Raw genomic sequence first — 16,354 nt, forward strand, 5'->3', positions numbered from 1 at the left:
GGCCTCGGCGGCCTTGTCGATGGTCTCGGCCAGACCCGCCAGGGCTTTATCCCGGTGGCCGCTGTGCAGGTTCGCCAGCGCTTCCAGCAGGCCACCGTAGAGCTGCAGGCCGAAAGGCTGGGCACGGTTGCCCTTGAGGCTTTCGATCTCGCTGCGGGCGGACTCGCCGCGGCCCTGGGACAGGGCGTAGCGAATCTGCAGGGTGTCCAGCAGGCCCGGCAGCATGGGGAACAGGTCCGGCACCCGGCCTTCGCTGCGGTAGGGCCGGAGCTTGTCCAGGGCGGCGCCGGCACTGTCGTACTGCTGCTGGCCCAGCCAGCAGGTGACTTTCAGCGTCTCCAGTACCGGCTCGTAGACGGCGTCGTCCACGTGCCACAACTGCATGGTGCGCTCCGCCTGGCCGATCCAGGAAAAGGCCTGGTCGATGTCGCCCTCAGCCTTGGCAATCAGTGCCCGCAAGGCCATGATCGCCAGGAACGCCAGGTCCCGGGTCTGTTCCGCGTAACGGGCGTAATGCACCAGGACCCGGGCCGCCTCGGTGTTGCGGCCCTGATGCCAGAGCACCAGCGCCAGCCCCAGCTGCAGCCTGCCCTCGCCGATCCGGGGCGGCCGGGTGGGATCGCTCAGTCCGGTGTCCAGGCCGTGCCGGAACAGTTGCTCCGCCCGCTTGAGGTAGCCCTTGCCCAGTTCAATGCGGGCATGATCGTACACCGCCAGCATCTCGCAGCCGGCGTCGCCAATTTCACGGGCCAGGCGGGAGGCGCTGCGATTGGCACTGCGGGCCTCGCCAAACCGGCCCCGGGCACAGAGGGCACTGGAGCGCACCAGCAGCGACATGAAGCGGGCGTGGGTGGTAAGACCGGTTTCCGTTAGCGCCCTGTCGGCCTCCGACAGGGAGTGGTCGATGTCGCCCTCACCCCGCAGGATAAAGGCCCGCAGGGCGGCCACTCGGCCCTCCAGCAGGCCTTCCTCGCTGGCATCCAGGGACTCCACCAGCTTGCGGGCCTCGCGGAACTGGCCACCGATGGCGTGCACCCAGCCGTAGACCACCCGCAGGCGCGGGCTCTTCTGGATCAGGTCTGCCGGCAGGGAACGCCGCAGGCGAAGCAGCGAGGCGGTGTCCTGGCTCACCAGCAGGGCCTCCGAGCCGGCCGAGGCCATGGTCAAAGCCAGTTCAGTGTCGTGACTGATCAGGGCATAGCGCAGTGCCTCGGAATAGTCGCCCCGGGATTCGAACCAGCCGCTGGCGATCCGCGCCCGGGCCTGGGCGCCGGGTACACCGCGGGCCAGCAGCCAGTCCCGGGCCAGCGGGTTGAAGCGAAACCAGCGCCCGCGGCCCGGCACCGAGCGGATCGGTAGGCCTCGGCCGGCCGCCACCGAAGGACAGAAACCCGGGTCACTGGTAGGGTCGGCGATGTGCATGAACAGGTCATCGCAGATGGCGTCAAACTCCGCCATCAGGCAAAGGGACCGCTGCTGGCCAGGGGTGAGACGGCCAAACAGGGCGTCGTGCATGAAGCGGGTGACGCTCTGGGCCTCCTGGATCGGCAGCCGCTCCTGCTCGTTGCTCTCCAGCTCCTTGCGGTACAGCGCCAGGGGCGTCAGCCAGCCCTCACTGAGGGTATAGATGTGCTCCACCGCATTGAGGGTCAGCAGGCCGGTGGCCATGGCATCCTCAAAGAACGCCAGGGTGTCCGGGCGGGTCAGCTCCAGGTGCTCGGAGGTGATGCGCTGGAAGCGGCCCTCGAGGGCGTAGCGATGGGTTTCAATGGGCAGGGGCTGACGTGAGATCAGCACCAGCCGCAGCCCGGGCGGCAGCTCCTGGATCAGGTGCTCGAGGATGGCCAGGGCCGGTGAAGTCACCAGCAGGTCGACACCGTCCAACACCAGTGTGAGGCAGTTGTCCGGGTGACTCTCGGGCCGGAAGCGGGTCAGCAGCAGGGTCAGGGCGTCGGTAAGGGAGCCGGATACCGGTTTGGACAGTGACTGGTGCCGCAGCTCCGGCCGCTTGAACGCCAGCATGAGCAGGGCCAGCAGGCGTGAGGGATCGTTGTCGTGGGCGGTCAGGTTGACCCAGCTCACTGAATCCTCGTCCCGGTCTCCCAGGGCGTGATTGAGGGCCTGGGTCTTGCCGAAACCGGCCGGCGCCTCCAGGTGCAGCACGCCGTCCCGTTGCAGGGCACCGCCAAACCGCTCGCGAATCCGTGAAAGTTCGATGGCCGGCGCTAGCCGCCGTGGCCTTTTGATACGATGCTGAAGCAGGTCCCAGATCAGCTCTCCGGCCTGCCCGCCACCGGCCAGCGACAGGTACTCGTCGTTGGCCGCAGAGCCTTCGTCAAATTGTTTCAATCGATGCCCCGTCAGAGTCACTGGCAGCGTTCAAACCCATGAACGTCCGAAACCTGCCCTGAAATGAAACCTGATACGTCGAGTATGGAGAGGCCCCGGCAACCTCCAGAGAGTAGCCGTTGGTCTTATCGACTAAAGGTTAAACCAAACCATGGGTGGGGCGCAAAACGCTGACGGTAAAAAATGATTTCGGCGGCGAATTTCAGGCGCAAAGGGCTGCTGTGAGGCATAAAAAAACCGGCGCACAAGGCGCCGGTTTTTGATCTCAACCTGGTCTTACCGGGTACCTGCGCGACGCAGGGCAGCCGGGGTGTAGTCGCGGGAGGACCGCTCGACACCAAAGCTGTAGGGCTCGGGTTCTTCGTTGGTCAGACCCAGGGCCAGGTAACGGCCGGAGAGCAGGTCGTTGAGGGTCTCCAGGGCGTACCAGGGTACCTGCTGATCGTAGAAGAACATGTTGTGGGCTTCCGCCACACGCCAGAGTTCGCCGCGACCGTCGTAGTGGTCGATCACGGAGGCCTGCCAGCTGTCCTCGTCGATGTAGAAGTCACGCTGGGCGTAGATGTGGCGCGCGTCCGGCTTCAGGGTGGCGCGCACGTGCCATACCCGATGCAGCTCGTAGCGGGTGTAGTCCTGGTTGATGTGGCCGGCCTTGACGATCTGGTCGTAGGTCAGGTCACGATCGGTCCGCTTGTAGGAGTTGTACGGGATGTACATTTCCTTCTTGCCCAGCAACTCCCAGTTGTAGCGGTCAGGTGCACCGTTGTACATGTCGAAGTTGTCTGAGGTACGCATGCCGTCGGCTGCGGTACCCGGTCCGTCGTAGGCCACCTGGGGCGCACGGCGAACGCGGCGCTGACCGGCGTTGTATACCCACGCACGGCGGGGTTCCTGGACCTGGTTGATGGTCTCGTGGACCAGCAGGACGTTACCGGCAAGACGGGACGGCGCAGTGATGGCCTGCTTGAAGTAGAACAGCACGTTGGCGTCTTCGTTCGGGTCATAGTCGGTCAGGAACGCACGCCAGGTCAGCTCGTCCTGGAACTTGACCACGCTGTAGCTGCCGTCGGCCGTGGGCGTAACCTGCCCCACGTTTCGGCTGACCGAACCACCCCGGTAACGAGTGATATGGTTCCAGATGGCCTCGAGACCGTTCTGCGGGATCGGGAACGGGGTGGCGTTCTGGTAGTTCTGCAGACCGTTACCACCGGCGACCAGCTCCACCTTGGTGGCATTCTGCATGGTCTCGTTCATGATCTCCTGGGGATAGGTGGAGGTCCGATGAGTCTTGTACACCGGCATCTTGTAGTCGCTGTACTTGTTGATCATCGCCACCTGGCCCGGTGAGAGCTTGTCGGCGTACTGGTCCACGTTGCTCTGGTCAATGACGAACAGCGGCTGCTCGTCCTTGAACGGGTTGACGTAGATACCGTCGCCCTTATAGCCGGCCGGAATGGTGGTCAGACCGCCGTCCCAGGCCGGGATCTCGTTGCCGTTGCCGGCCTTCTCCGCACCCATGGGGGTCAGGGAATTGCCCAGCTTCGCGGCCTCCTCCGCAGACACCGCTGCGAAGGCGTTACCGGCGAACAGGGATGCCGCGAGGACACCCGAGGCAATCAGTTTCTTGTTCAGTTTCATCGAAAATTCCTCGTTAAACGAATTCGGGGCCCGATCAGAACGAGTAGGACACGCTCGCGCTGACGAAGTCGCGGTCGGTCAACTCGTTATACGGCTTGCCGCCGAAAAAGTTTGTGTAGCCGATTTCTGCAGAGTACTGGTTCTGGTAGACACCTGCCAGCGACAGGCCAACCGACTTGCTGCCCTCGTTGAAGGCGCCCCCGGGCTGGGGCGAATAGCCCTTCACGTCGTGGGACCAGGCCAACTGCGGCTGCAGGTTTACACCGGCAAAGGCGTTGGGGTAATCCCACACAAAGCGGGCACGGTAACCCCAGGAGAAGTCAGTGGTAAAGCCTTCGTTATTACAGTAGTTGGTATTGATATTGGCGCCTGCCACACAGAAGTCACCCGTGAAGTTGGCTCCATCCAAAGGGAGTGTACCAATACCGAAGGTACCGGAACGGCCGTAACGGGCCTCGTCGTAGTCTGGCAGGTCGTGTACGTAGGTACCACCCACTTCGGCGATAAACGACAGGCGGCTGGCGCCCATTACCTGGTCAAAGAACTTGATCAGGGTGAACTGGGCCTGGGACACGTTGAACCGGTCGTAACCGTCAACCGGCTTGCCCGCGAGGTTGGCACCCGGGTTCTCTTCTCTACGCTGGCGTTCCAAGTCACTCAGAGTCTCGCCATTGGGGCCACGCTGCTGCAGGCCGCCGAAGATCAGCTCGAACGCGTTCCACTGCAGCGGCATGTTGTCACGGAAACTGTATTCCGCGCCCAGCGACCAGCCACCGGGAGTGGTGGTGTTGATACTGATGCCATAAAGATTGATGTTCTCCGGGTACTCGATGAAATAGCTCGGGAAGCTGGAGAACGGCAGGCTCGGGTCGTTCTGCTGAGTGCCGCTGGGGCTGGACGGGTTGTTCACCAGACCACTGACGTAGGGCAGACGGCTGTTGTACTTGATGTAGTAGAAGCCCAGCTCGGAGTCGTTCAGGGCCGGCACGTACCAGCGCAGGGCCACGCCGAACTGGTCCTTGTCATCCGGGCGACGGTCGCCGATACGGGGCGCGATGAAACCCTGGGCGAAGGCCTGGGAGTCCGGCAGGGCGCCGGCCAGCAGAACAGGTCCACAGCCGTCGGCGGCGAAGTCGTTGGTGGAGAAGAAGGTGCCGCAATCATCCGGCTTGACCGGCTCCCAGTCGGTCTGGACAAAGGCTTCCAGGGTCAGGTCCGGCAGGATGCCAGCGGACATGTACAGCATTTCCACTGGCAGCAGGGCGTCCTTCAGTTCGGAGCCCGGCGCACGGAAAGCCGGTACGTCGATGGGATTGATGGTGTTGATGCCACCCTGGATGAAGGTGCTCTCACCCCAGCTCACCACCTGCTTGCCGTAACGGACGCTCAGCGGCGTCTCGCCCAGATACCAGTCGGTAAAGATGTAAGCGTCCAGCAGATCGGCGCCGGAGGCGTTGTCCTTGGCTTCCTCGTTCAGTTCGCGCTGCTGGCCAACGAAATCCACTGCGCGGTTCTCGTCTTTCAGCTCGAAGTCGTAGTAATAACGACCACGGACAAAACCACCGACGCGGGTAAGGTAGTCGTTGTCGGTGTTGTAGTTCAGGTAGAGATCGGTACGGCCCTGCACCACCTTGGAGACGGTCTCGCCGCTCTCAAAGTTCAGGTTGCCGTCGTCGTAGTTGTTGGTGGAGGCGCCGATATTGGCGAGAGGCTGACCAGGGGTGTATTCAGGACCCAGGTTACCCTGACCGATCAGGCGCTTGTCCCGATCTTCCACACGCCATGTGGCACCGGCCGACAGGGTGGTGTCCAGTGAGGCTTCTACATCCCCGACATAGAAAGAAAACGCTGACGCCTGACCGGAAATGCCAGCTGCAATAGCCGCAGCCAGGGGCAGTTTTGCCCATTGCTGCCACGGGTGGGTTTTTCTTGTCATTGGAAGGCTACTCCGTTGTTGTTCTGAGTCGCTGCTCTAGTTATTGGTCTTCACGATGCTGGAGGCTTCTCGCACACAGTGCTGGTGCTCGCACAGACTCCTCTGTGATAGTGGCACTATAGCTAAGCCGGTAGGACGCTTGATCAGTCAAAAGTATGATTTTGCACTCATACCGGCAGGACAAAGGCCCGACACCCCGCCCGGTCCCCATTGCCTTGCCTCACTATAGACACAAATTAACGAGGCAACCAGTGAGGCAAAAGTGCACAGATACGCTGCCTTCCCCCTCTCCCACCAGGGGCGAGGGGGAAGGCTATCGCTCAAAGCATCTCGATGGCCATGGCGGTGGCTTCGCCGCCACCGATGCACAGGGCCGCCACGCCGCGCTTGCCACCCTGGCGCCGGAGCGCATGCATCAGGGTGACCAGCAGCCGGGAACCGGTGGAACCCACCGGGTGACCCTGTGCGCAGGCGCCGCCGTGAATGTTGACCTTGTCGGGGTCCAGACCCAGTTCGCGGATGGGCATCATCGCCACCATGGCGAAAGCTTCGTTGATTTCGAACAGGTCCACCTCGTCCCGACTCCAGCCGGCCTTCTCGAACAGGGTCTTGATGGCCCCCACCGGTGCGCAGGTGAACTCCGACGGATGCTGGGAATGGGTGGCGTGGGCGACGATCCGCGCCATGGGCTTGAGGCCGCGCTGCTCGGCTTCGCTCTCACGCATCAGTACCAGCGCCGAGGCACCATCAGAGATGGAGGAGGCGTTGGCGGCGGTGACCGTACCGTCTTTCTTGAAGGCCGGACGCAGGGTCGGGATCTTGTCAAGATTGGCTGTCAGCGGCTGCTCATCGTCTTCCACCACCACTTCACCCTGGCGGGTCTTGACGGTGACCGGAATGATTTCCTCTTTCAGCAGGCCTTCCTTGATGGCGCGCTGGGCCCGCTTGAGGGAATTGATGGCGTAGTTGTCCATGTCCTCACGGGTGAAGCCCTTCTGGTCCGCCATGTCCTGGGCGAAAGCGCCCATCAGGCGGCCGGTCTCGGCGTCTTCCAGGCCGTCCAGGAACATGTGGTCCTGGGGCGCGTCGCCGGGGCCCATGCGGTAGCCCTTGCGGGCGTTGAGCAGCAGGTAGGGGGCGTTGGACATGCTTTCCATACCGCCGGCCACCATGACGTCGTTGCTGCCGGCGCGAATCAGGTCGCAGGCCAGCATGGCGGCCTTCATGCCGGAGCCGCAGAGCTTGTTGATGGTAGTGGCACCGGTGCTGTCGGGCAGTCCCGCCTGGCGCATCGCCTGACGGGCCGGACCCTGCTTGAGGCCGGCGGGCAGCACATTGCCCATGATCACTTCCTGCACATCGGCGGCGTCGATACCGGCCCGGCGAACGGCCTCGGCGATGGTCAGGGCACCCAGCTCAGGGGCGCTGACACTGCTCAGGCTGCCCTGAAATCCCCCCATGGGCGTGCGAACGCCGCTGACAATCACAACATTGTCCAAACTCATGCTTTCTTCCTCATGCGTAAAAAGAGCCGTGGTCGGCTTCTGTTTCTGACCCGGGACCGTTACGGCCTCAGGGTTTGTGCGGAGCCTCCAGATACTCCTGCGACTGCATCTCCAGCAGCCGTGATTCGGTACGCTCGAACTCGAAGGCCAGCCGCCCGCCGGCATACAGCTCGGTGATGGGGGCGGCCGCCGACATGATGACCTTGACGTTGCGGTCGTAGAATTCGTCGATCATGTTGACGAAGCGCCGCGCCTGGTCCTCCTTGTCGCCCCCCAGCACCGGCACGTTGCTGATGATGACGGCGTGGAACTCCCGCGCTAGTTCGATGTAGTCGTTCTGGCTCCGGGGCCCGTCACAGAGCTCCCGGAACTCGAACCAGACCACATCGTCGGAGTGGCATCTGGCGGTCAGCTTGCGGCCGTTGATCTCCAGCTCCCGGGTGTGGCATCCGGATTCCAGGGCCAGGCTGTTGTAGCTCTCCGCCAGGCTCTCGTCGGCACCTTCGTCGAGGGGGTAATGGTAGAGCTCGGCCTGTTCCAGGCTGCGCAGGCGGTAGTCCACACCCCCGTCTACATTGACCACTTCGGTGTGGCGCTTCACCAGCTCGATGGCCGGCAGGAACCGGGCCCGTTGCAGGCCATCCTTGTAGAGCCCGTCCGGTACGATATTGGAGGTACACACTAGCGTGACGCCACGGCTGAAGAGGCCGTCCAGCAGCGTCGCCAGGATCATGGCATCGCCAATGTCCGAGACAAAGAACTCGTCGAAGCAGATCACCCGGGCCTCGTCGGCAAAGCGCTTGGCGACATGATCCAGGGGGTTCTTCTGACCCTTGAGCAGCTTCAGCTCGTTGTGGACCCGCTGCATGAAGCGGTGGAAGTGCACCCGCATCTTGCGCTCGAACGGCAGGGCCTCGTAGAAGGTGTCCATCAGGTAGGTCTTGCCGCGGCCTACGCCGCCCCAGAAATAAAGACCCTTCACCGGCTCTTCCCGCCCCTTCTTCAGGGCCAGGCGGAATTTCACCAGGGTTTTCTTGCGCTGGCTTTCGGCCTCGACCAGTTTGTCGTAAAGTGACTGCAGTCGTCGGATGGCGTCTTCCTGCGCGGGATCCTTGTGAAAGCCCTCGCGGGCGAGATCGTGCTGGTAGCGTTCCCAGGGTGTCATCAAAAGCGGTCTCGCGGCTGGTGTCATTTCAGGCGGCGTATTGTCGCTGATTTCGGTGAATTTCGCCATTTGGCGATGGCGGAGCCCGACGGCTTAGACGATTGGCTCAAACCCCTGCCATGGGCTCACGGTTGGCCAGACGTTATACTGTCCACAGATGGAATTCGATTCGTTACCCACAGGATGAACTGACTTATGACGAACCTGATCCTGATTGCTGTCGCCGCTCTCGTTGTCGGCCTTGTGATCGGCCTGCTGCTGGGCCGCTCCAATGCAGGCACCAGTCTGCGCCGCCGCCGTGCAGAACAGCAGATCGATGAACTCAGGAGCGAGTACACCCGCTACCAGGCCCAGGTCAACGAACACTTCATGGAGTCTGCCCATCTGCTGCGCCGGTTCAATGACGCCTACCGTGACGTCAACCAGCACATGGCCCGTGGCGCCAACCGCCTGGCCAACGACGAGGACTGGCTGGAGGAAGTGGAAAAATCATCGGAGAAAGCCCGCCTGACCGGCAAGACCGACGACGGCTACGAGCCGCCGCGGGACTACGCACCCAAGAGCAGCCCGGAAGACAAGGGCACCCTGGCCGAGGATTTTGGCCTCAGAAAAGATCAGAAAGAGCGGGCCTGAGGCTGGCGTGAGCCTGGGGTCAGATGAAAGCCTTCATCTGACCCCGGACCAGACCTCCCCCGACAAGCCTCAGACCGGATTGTCGCAATCGATGAACCGGTGTTCCACGCCGAATGTTTCCGCCAGCGCCTGCCCCAGGGCCTGAACGCCGTAGCGTTCGGTGGCGTGGTGGCCGGCGGCGTAATAGTGAATGCCCTCCTCCCGCGCGCTGTGGGTGGTGGGTTCGGAAATCTCCCCACTGATGAAGGCGTCCGCGCCGCCCGCCAGGGCCTTGCCGATAAATCCCTGGGCCGCACCCGTGCACCAGGCCAGGCGGCGGATGTCGGCCTGGCCATTGCCCACATGCAGCGGTCGCCGACCCAGCCTCTCCGCCAGATGATCGGCCAGTGCCGCGGGTGACAGCGGCTCTGGCAAAAACCCATGCCACACCAGCCCGTCCAGCGGTTCCGCCTGTTCGATGCCCAGGATTCGCGCCAACTGCTGGTTGTTGCCATAGAGTGGGTGATCGTCCAGCGGCAAGTGGTAAGCCACCAGGTTGATCTCCCCGGCCAGCAGGGCCTGCAGCCGACGGCGCTTCATGCCGGTGATGCGCTGGTCCTCGCCCTTCCAGAAATAACCGTGGTGTACCAGGATCAGGTCCGCGCCCTCCTCGATGGCGGCGTCAATCAGGGCCTGGGAGGCCGTGACACCGCTGACGATACGGCGGACCTGCTGGCGGCCCTCCACCTGAAGGCCGTTGGGGCAATAGTCCTGGAAACGTTCCGGCTGAAGCCATTCATCCAGGGTGGTCATGATGTCCTGGCGACGGGCCATGGTGCTCATAGCGGTCTCCTGGCAGCTTTTGCGGGGCCGGTCGGCCCCGCTCGGTCGGTTCAGCGCCCCAACAGGGCGGGCAACGCGTTCAGCAGGGCGTCGTTCTGGTCCGGCCGGCCGACGGTGATGCGCAGGAACGGATCAATGCGGGGTTTGGCAAAATGCCGAACGATGATGCCCTGCTCCCTCAGACCCTGGGCCAGCGCCTGGCCGCCGTGCTCCGGGTGGCTGGCAAACACGAAGTTGGCCTTTGACGGCAAGACCCGGAAGCCCAGCTCTGCCAGCCCCGATGCCAGCCGCTCCCGCTCGCTGATGACCGCCTGACGGGCCTGCTCGAAATAGGCCTCGTCTTCGTAGGCCGCTATGGCGCCAGCCAGCGCCAGACGATCCAGCGGGTAGGAGTTGAAGCTGTCCTTGATACGTTCCAGGGCCTCGATCAGGTCCCGGTGGCCGATCGCAAAACCCACCCTCAGGCCAGCCAGGGAGCGGGCCTTGGACAGGGTCTGGCAGACCAGCAGGTTGTCGTACCGGTTCACCAGGGCGATGGCGGTCTGGCCACCGAAATCCACGTAGGCTTCATCCACCACCACGACCCGTTCCGGGTTGGCCTGAACGATCTCCTCCACCTGCGTCAGCGGCAGGTAGCGGCCGGTGGGGGCATTGGGGTTGGGGAAGATCACGCCGCCATTAGGCTGGCGATAGTCCGCCACGTCGATCTCAAAGCTCTCGGTCAGCGGTACCGGCCTGGCTTCGATGCCGTAAAGCCCGCAATAGACCGGGTAGAAACTGTAGGAGATGTCCGGGAACAGCAGCGGCTGGTCGTGCTGGAACAGGCCCTGGAAAATATGGGCCAGCACTTCGTCCGAACCGTTGCCCAGGAACACCTGCTCCGGTGCCACGCCGTGATAGCTGGCCAGGGTTTTCCGCAGGCGCTCGCCGGTGGGATCCGGGTAGAGCCGCAGGTTGTCACCAAGCTCGGCCTGGATGGCCTCGATCACCCGGGGTGAGGGGCCGAACGGGTGCTCGTTGGTATTGAGCTTCACCAGGTTGGCGATCTTGGGCTGCTCGCCCGGCACGTAGGGCTTGAGCTCGTGAACCAGCGGGCTCCAGAACCGGCTCATGACAGGTCCCCATCGCTGGTGCGGTACTCCGCCGAGCGGGCGTGAGCGGTCAGACCCTCGCCCCGGGCCAGCACCGAGGCCACCCGGCCCATGCGGTCAGCGCCGGCGGCGGAAAAACCGATGATGGAGGAGCGCTTCTGGAAGTCGTAGACACCCAGCGGCGAGGAAAAGCGCGCGGTGCCGGAGGTGGGCAGCACGTGGTTGGGGCCGGCGCAGTAGTCACCCAGCGCCTCGGCGGTGTAGCGGCCCAGGAAAATGGCGCCGGCATGCCTGATCCGGGCCATCAGGGCCTCGGGCTCGGCCACGGACAGTTCCAAGTGCTCAGGGGCGATGCGGTTGGAGACCCGGGCGGCTTCCTCCAGGTCTGCCACTTCAATAAAGGCACCGCGGCTGGCAAGGGACTCGGCAATGATCTCCGCCCTTTCCATGGTGGGCAGCAGTTTATTGATGCTGGCCTGGACCCGGTCCAGGAAGGTGCCGTCGGGACTGATCAGGATGGACTGGGCCTGTTCGTCGTGCTCGGCCTGGGAAAACAGGTCCATGGCAATCCAGTCCGGATCGGTGGCGCCGTCACAGATCACCAGGATCTCGGAGGGTCCGGCGATCATGTCGATACCCACCACCCCGAAGACCTCACGCTTGGCGGTGGCCACATAGATGTTGCCCGGGCCGACAATCTTGTCCACCGGCGGCACCGTCTCGGTGCCGTAGGCCAGGGCCGCCACCGCCTGGGCCCCGCCCAGGGTGAACACCCGATCGACACCGGCAATGGCGGCCGCCGCCAGCACCATGTCGTTGACCAGGCCCTTGGGAGTGGGCACCACCATGATGACCTCCCCCACTCCGGCCACCTTGGCGGGAATGGCGTTCATCAGCACCGACGACGGATAGGCGGCCTTGCCACCAGGTACATAGAGCCCGGCCCGGTCCAGCGGGGTCACCTGCTGGCCCAGCACGGTCCCGTCGGCATCCTGGTACTGCCAGGACTCCTGACGCTGGCGCTGGTGATAGTCACGTATGCGCTCGGCCGCCTGCTCCAGGGCCTGGCGCTGGTCCTGCGGGATAGCCGCCAGGGCCTGCTGCAGGCGCTCCCGTGACATCTCCAGCTCGGCCACGCTGGCCACATCCAGATGATCAAACTGGCGGGTGAAGTCCAGTACCGCGGCGTCGCCACGGTTTTTTACCTCGTGCAGGATATGCCGCACCGACTCATTCACCTGGTGATCCACACTGTCATCCCAGGCCAGCAGGCGGGATAGCTCGGCGTCGAAATCGGCCGAGGCGGCGGACAGGCGTTTGATCTCAGGCTTGGTCATATCCATTCCTTCAGGGTTTTCGTGGGCCAAGGCCCGTTCAACAGGGGCCAGCGGGGACCGCAGGCCCGGTAATCAGCGCCGCCTGTCGACGGCGGCACCCATCTGCTCAATGATAGGGTGCAGTTGCGCGTGTTTCATCTTCATGCTGGCGCGATTGGCCACCAGCCGAGTGCTGATGTGATCGATCAGCTCCCGGGCCTCCAGACCATTGGCCTTGAGGGTGTTGCCGGTGTCCACGATGTCGACGATCTCGTCCGCCAGGCCCAGGATCGGCGCCAGCTCCATAGCACCATAGAGCTTGATGATGTCCGCCTGGCGACCCTGGGAGGCGTAGTAGCGCCGGGCCAGGTTGACGAATTTGGTGGCCACCCGCAGCCGGCCCTGGGGCGCCGGGGTGCCCACCGGCCCCGCGGTCATCAACCGGCAGCGGGCGATGTTCAGGTCCAGCGGCTCGTAGAGGCCCTCGCCACCATGCTCCATGAGGACATCCTTGCCAGTCACTCCCAGGTCGGCGCCGCCGTACTGGACGTAAGTGGGCACGTCGGTGGCCCGCAGGATCAGCACCCGCACTGCCGGGTCGGTGGTGGGAAATACGAGCTTGCGGGATTTTTCGACGTCATCCAGCAGCTCGATGCCCGCCTCTTTCAGCAGCGGCAGGGTTTCCTTGAGGATCCGGCCCTTCGACAGGGCGATGGTAATGCTATCGGTCATGGTCCTTCCCGTGGTCAGGCCGGCAGCCGGCGGATGCTGGCACCCAGCAGCTGAAGCTTCTCCTCGATGCACTCGTAGCCGCGATCGATGTGGTAGATGCGGTCCACGATGGTGTCACCGTCTGCCACCAGGCCGGCGATCACCAGACTGGCGGAGGCCCGCAGGTCGGTGGCCATCACCGGCGCGCCGGTCAGGTGGTCAACGCCCTTGATGATGCAGGCGTTGCCCTCCAGTGTGATGTCCGCGCCCATGCGGATCAGCTCCTGGATGTGCATGAAACGGTTCTCGAACACCGTCTCTACGATGGTACCGGTGCCTTCGGCCACCGTGTTCAGAGCCGCGAACTGGGCCTGCATATCGGTGGGAAAGGCCGGATAGGGCGCGGTCCGCAGGCTCACCGAACGGGGCCGGTTGCCCTTCATGTTGAGCTCGATCCAGTCCTTGCCGGTGCTGATGTTGGCGCCGGCTTCGTGCAGCTTCAGCAGCACCGCCTCCAGCAGGTCCTCGCGGGTGTCCTTCAGCTTCACCCGGCCACCGGTGGCCGCCGCCGCCACCAGATAGGTGCCGGTTTCCACCCGGTCCGGCAGAACGTCATAGTGGCAGCCATGCAGGCGCTCGACACCGTGAATCTCGATGGTGGCGGTACCATGGCCGCGAATGTCCGCGCCCATGGCGATCAGGCACTCCGCCAGGTCCACCACTTCCGGTTCCCGGGCGGCGTTCTCCAGGATGGTTTTGCCCTCGGCAAGGGCCGCCGCCATCATCAGGTTCTCGGTGCCGGTCACGGTGACCGTGTCCAGGAAAATGTGAGCGCCCTTGAGCCGTCCGTTGGACTTGGCCTTGATGTAGCCGTTCTCGACCTTGATCTCGGCCCCCATCATCTCGAGGCCATGGATGTGCAGGTTCACCGGGCGACTGCCAATGGCGCAGCCACCGGGCAGGGAGACCTCGGCTTCGCCGAAGTGGGCCACCAGCGGTCCCAGCACCAGGATGGAGGCCCGCATGGTCTTGACCAGCTCGTAGGGGGCGTGGAAATGCTTGATGGTGTTGGCGTGGACCTCGACACTCATCTTCTCGTCGATCATCAGCTCGACGCCCATGCGCCCGAGCAGCTCGATCATGGTGGTGATGTCGTTCAGGTGCGGCAGGTTGCCGACCGTCACCGGCTCATCCGCCAGCAGAGTGGACGCCAGAATGGGCAGCGCCGAGTTCTTGGCACCGGAGATCCGGATTTCGCCGTCCAACGGCTTGCGGCCACGAATCAGAAGTTTGTCCACAGTCAATATCCTGTTTTGGTCTTGTGCCGGACCCGTCGCGGTACCGGAAATTGATTGGCAGGCTGCTTACTGAGCCTGGCGAGCTTGCCATTGGGCCGGCGTAAAGGCCTTGATGGTGAGGGCGTGGATGGTACCTTCGGCGAGCTGGGTGTTGAGGGCTCCGTAGACCAGTTGCTGCTTCTTGACAGGACTCATGCCCTCGAACCGGTCACCGATGGCGATTACCAGGTAATGATTACCCTCGTTGCGCACTTCGATCTCGCAATCGGGCAATTCCTTCTTCACCAGTTCGGCTACTTGTTGGGCTTCCATAAGGCGTCCTCGGCGTGGTTTCAAATCAGGAGCGGAATTGTACCTAATTCCGGGGCAAGGCTAAACAAGCCGCTCAGTGGTCCAGCAGGCCGGCTTCGAGGCTGCTCAGGCCGGCCAGCGAGCGCAGGCGCTCGCCGGTGCCGATGAACGTCAACGCCAGACCTTCCGAGCGGGCCAGACGCTGCCAGCACAGCAGCAGCGACAGCACGATGCTGCTGGCCGTGGCCAGCCCGGCCAGGTCCATCACCAGTTCGGTCTGGCCAGTGCTCCGGGCGGCCCGAATGCGGGCCTCGCCGTCGGCCCTCAGGGCCAGTGCCGAGTCGGCGGTGACCTCGCCGGCCAGCGTAAGGCGGCCCTGGTCACCCACGACGATGCGGGCGGGGGTGGTGTCAGTGCCGGTCACTGGTTGTTACCATCACCATCGATGTCGATGGCTTCCACCGCATCGCTCCAGCCTGCGATGACCTTGTCGATGTTGCCGCGGTTGGCTTCCATGTCCTGGGCGAAGCGGTCACGGAAGGCCAGGCCGATATTGACCCCCTCCACGATGACGTTTTCCATCAACCACTTGTCCTGGTCATTGCGGTACATGGAATAGGTAACCGGGTACTTGTTGCCGGACGCGGTTTCCACCTCCATGTTCACCAGCGCCCTGTCACCGTTGTTGGGGTCGATGGTGGCGTCGGTCACCCGGATGGTGAAGTCCTCGCTGTCGACCAGCGCCTGGGCGTAGGAATCAAACAGGCTGCGCTTGAACACCCGGACAAACTCGTCGCGCTGCTCAGGCGTGGCCTGGCGGGCGTAGCGGCCCATGACCCGGGCGGCGATACGGCGGAAATCGACGAAGTCACTGAGGGCCTGGTCCATGCTCTGGTAGAAGGCCTCTGGGTCGTTCTTGTAGAGCTCCCGCTCTTCATTGAGCTTTTGCACCAGCTGCTCGGTGTTGCGCTCAACGTATTCCCGCAGGGCCTCCTCGCTGGCGCTGGCCTGAGCGGACCCCAGCAGGGTCACCATTAGCAGGGCCAGAACCGGCAGTCGGTGCCAGTGAATCAACATAACTGTCTCCTTTTGTGACAAGTCCCCCGTGCAGCCTTTGGCCGGCTGCCGATGGGCGATACGACGCAAACTAGCGCCCCGATGCAAAATTGCTGATCATCCGCTCCAGGTTCATTGCGGACTGGGTCTCGTAGAAACGATCCCCGTCCGACAATGACTCCATGGAGCCCCCCACGGAAATATCGATGTACTGTTCTCCCAGCAGCCCCGAGGTGCGGATCACCGCCATGCTGTCCTTGGGAATGCTGTCCACTTCGGCGTCGATCTCGATGGCGACCCGGGCCTGGAAGGTTTCCTGGTTCAGGCTGACATCCCGGATCCGGCCCACGGTCACCCCCGCCATGGAGACCTTGCCGCGAGGCGCCAGGCTGCCGGCGTCATTGAAATTGGCGTAAAGGGTGTAGGTGTTGCCGGCCGGCTCCAGCGACAGCCCGCTGACCTTGAGGGCCAGCATCAGCAGCGCGGCGAAGCCGGCCACCATGAACAGACCCACCAGGATCTCCGTCGTACGTTGTGTCATTG

Annotated in this window: 15 protein-coding genes; 1 reads left to right on the forward strand and 14 read right to left on the reverse strand. The window is 63.5% G+C overall.

All coding sequences use genetic code 11. The features are described 5' to 3' along the window. The 5 genes from R3280_RS04335 to zapE all read right to left on the reverse strand — a co-directional run. The coding region (locus R3280_RS04335) for a helix-turn-helix transcriptional regulator (RefSeq protein ID WP_318997352.1) at positions 1-2,349 on the reverse strand (2,349 nt) is incomplete at its 3' end. 276 nt (positions 2,350-2,625) lie between these two features. Beyond that, on the reverse strand, positions 2,626-3,987 hold the full coding sequence (locus R3280_RS04340; protein WP_318997353.1) for a DUF1329 domain-containing protein: 1,362 nt from the start codon (positions 3,985-3,987) through the stop codon (positions 2,626-2,628). A 34-nt stretch (positions 3,988-4,021) separates the two neighbouring features. Next, complete coding sequence (locus R3280_RS04345) at positions 4,022-5,923, reverse strand: DUF1302 domain-containing protein (protein WP_318997354.1); 1,902 nt, start codon at positions 5,921-5,923, stop codon at positions 4,022-4,024. Between the two features lie 320 nt (positions 5,924-6,243). Further along, positions 6,244-7,428 carry a thiolase family protein gene (locus R3280_RS04350; RefSeq protein ID WP_318997355.1) on the reverse strand — a complete coding sequence of 395 codons (1,185 nt, stop codon included), beginning with the start codon at positions 7,426-7,428 and terminating at the stop codon, positions 6,244-6,246. A 67-nt stretch (positions 7,429-7,495) separates the two neighbouring features. Continuing rightward, the gene (gene zapE / locus R3280_RS04355; RefSeq protein ID WP_318997356.1) at positions 7,496-8,593 is read right to left on the reverse strand and encodes a cell division protein ZapE; all 1,098 of its coding nucleotides are present in this window, start codon (positions 8,591-8,593) and stop codon (positions 7,496-7,498) included. A gap of 195 nt (positions 8,594-8,788) precedes the next feature. Here zapE and R3280_RS04360 point away from each other — a divergent pair, with 195 nt between their 5' ends. Further along, positions 8,789-9,226, forward strand: coding sequence for a YhcB family protein (locus R3280_RS04360; protein WP_318997357.1), 438 nt, complete (start codon positions 8,789-8,791; stop codon positions 9,224-9,226). A 69-nt stretch (positions 9,227-9,295) separates the two neighbouring features. On the opposite strand, the gene R3280_RS04365 is transcribed toward R3280_RS04360, so the two are convergent. The 9 genes from R3280_RS04365 to mlaD all read right to left on the reverse strand — a co-directional run bounded on the left by R3280_RS04365 (position 9,296) and on the right by mlaD (position 16,352). Then, positions 9,296-10,039: a Nif3-like dinuclear metal center hexameric protein gene (locus tag R3280_RS04365; RefSeq protein ID WP_318997398.1), complete on the reverse strand. Its 744-nt coding sequence runs from the start codon at positions 10,037-10,039 to the stop codon at positions 9,296-9,298. A 59-nt stretch (positions 10,040-10,098) separates the two neighbouring features. Continuing rightward, the gene (hisC, locus tag R3280_RS04370; RefSeq protein ID WP_318997358.1) at positions 10,099-11,160 is read right to left on the reverse strand and encodes a histidinol-phosphate transaminase; all 1,062 of its coding nucleotides are present in this window, start codon (positions 11,158-11,160) and stop codon (positions 10,099-10,101) included. Beyond that, positions 11,157-12,476: a histidinol dehydrogenase gene (hisD, locus tag R3280_RS04375; RefSeq protein ID WP_318997359.1), complete on the reverse strand. Its 1,320-nt coding sequence runs from the start codon at positions 12,474-12,476 to the stop codon at positions 11,157-11,159. Before hisD ends, hisC begins: the two co-directional genes overlap by 4 nt. Positions 12,477-12,548: 72 nt before the next feature. Beyond that, positions 12,549-13,187: an ATP phosphoribosyltransferase gene (hisG, locus tag R3280_RS04380; RefSeq protein WP_318997360.1), complete on the reverse strand. Its 639-nt coding sequence runs from the start codon at positions 13,185-13,187 to the stop codon at positions 12,549-12,551. Positions 13,188-13,201: 14 nt separating this feature from the next. Continuing rightward, entirely contained in the window at positions 13,202-14,464 is a 1,263-nt protein-coding gene (gene murA / locus R3280_RS04385) for a UDP-N-acetylglucosamine 1-carboxyvinyltransferase (RefSeq protein WP_318997361.1), read from the reverse strand. Between the two features lie 66 nt (positions 14,465-14,530). Further along, entirely contained in the window at positions 14,531-14,776 is a 246-nt protein-coding gene (locus R3280_RS04390) for a BolA family protein (RefSeq protein ID WP_318997362.1), read from the reverse strand. 73 nt (positions 14,777-14,849) lie between these two features. Beyond that, the gene (locus R3280_RS04395; RefSeq protein ID WP_318997363.1) at positions 14,850-15,179 is read right to left on the reverse strand and encodes a lipid asymmetry maintenance protein MlaB; all 330 of its coding nucleotides are present in this window, start codon (positions 15,177-15,179) and stop codon (positions 14,850-14,852) included. Then, entirely contained in the window at positions 15,176-15,832 is a 657-nt protein-coding gene (locus tag R3280_RS04400) for an ABC transporter substrate-binding protein (RefSeq protein ID WP_318997364.1), read from the reverse strand. Before R3280_RS04400 ends, R3280_RS04395 begins: the two co-directional genes overlap by 4 nt. 70 nt (positions 15,833-15,902) lie before the next feature. Beyond that, positions 15,903-16,352, reverse strand: a complete 450-nt coding sequence (mlaD, locus tag R3280_RS04405) for an outer membrane lipid asymmetry maintenance protein MlaD (protein ID WP_318997365.1) — start codon at positions 16,350-16,352, stop codon at positions 15,903-15,905. Between the last annotated feature and the right edge of the window lie 2 nt (positions 16,353-16,354).

This window comes from Marinobacter sp. (assembly GCF_033722195.1).
Classification (GTDB): Bacteria; Pseudomonadota; Gammaproteobacteria; order Pseudomonadales; family Oleiphilaceae; genus Marinobacter.